Annotated in this window: 1 pseudogene; it reads left to right on the top strand. The window is 71.9% G+C overall.

The features are described 5' to 3' along the window. Nucleotides 1-242, top strand: a pseudogene (locus ACWJ6R_RS38325) (phospholipid carrier-dependent glycosyltransferase); the annotation flags it as partial.

The following is a 242-nucleotide window of genomic DNA, read 5'->3' as shown; positions in this document are numbered from 1 at the left end:
CGACTCCATCCGCTCCTGGCTGGCCTACCACTTCCAGGTCCTCGGCTTCCACACCACCCTGGCGCAGCCGCACGACTACCAGTCCGAGCCGTGGGAGTGGCCGCTGCTGCTGCGCCCGGTCGCGTTCCACTGGAAGACCCCCGAGAGCGGGTGCGGCGGGGGAAGCTGCGCGCAGGAGATCCTCGCGGTCGGCACGCCGGTCATCTGGTACGGCGGGCTGGCCGCCCTCGTCGCCATGGTCG

The organism is Planomonospora algeriensis (assembly GCF_977012225.1).
Note: the sequence above shows the minus strand (reverse complement) of the source record. Positions and strands in the feature narration are given on the sequence as shown.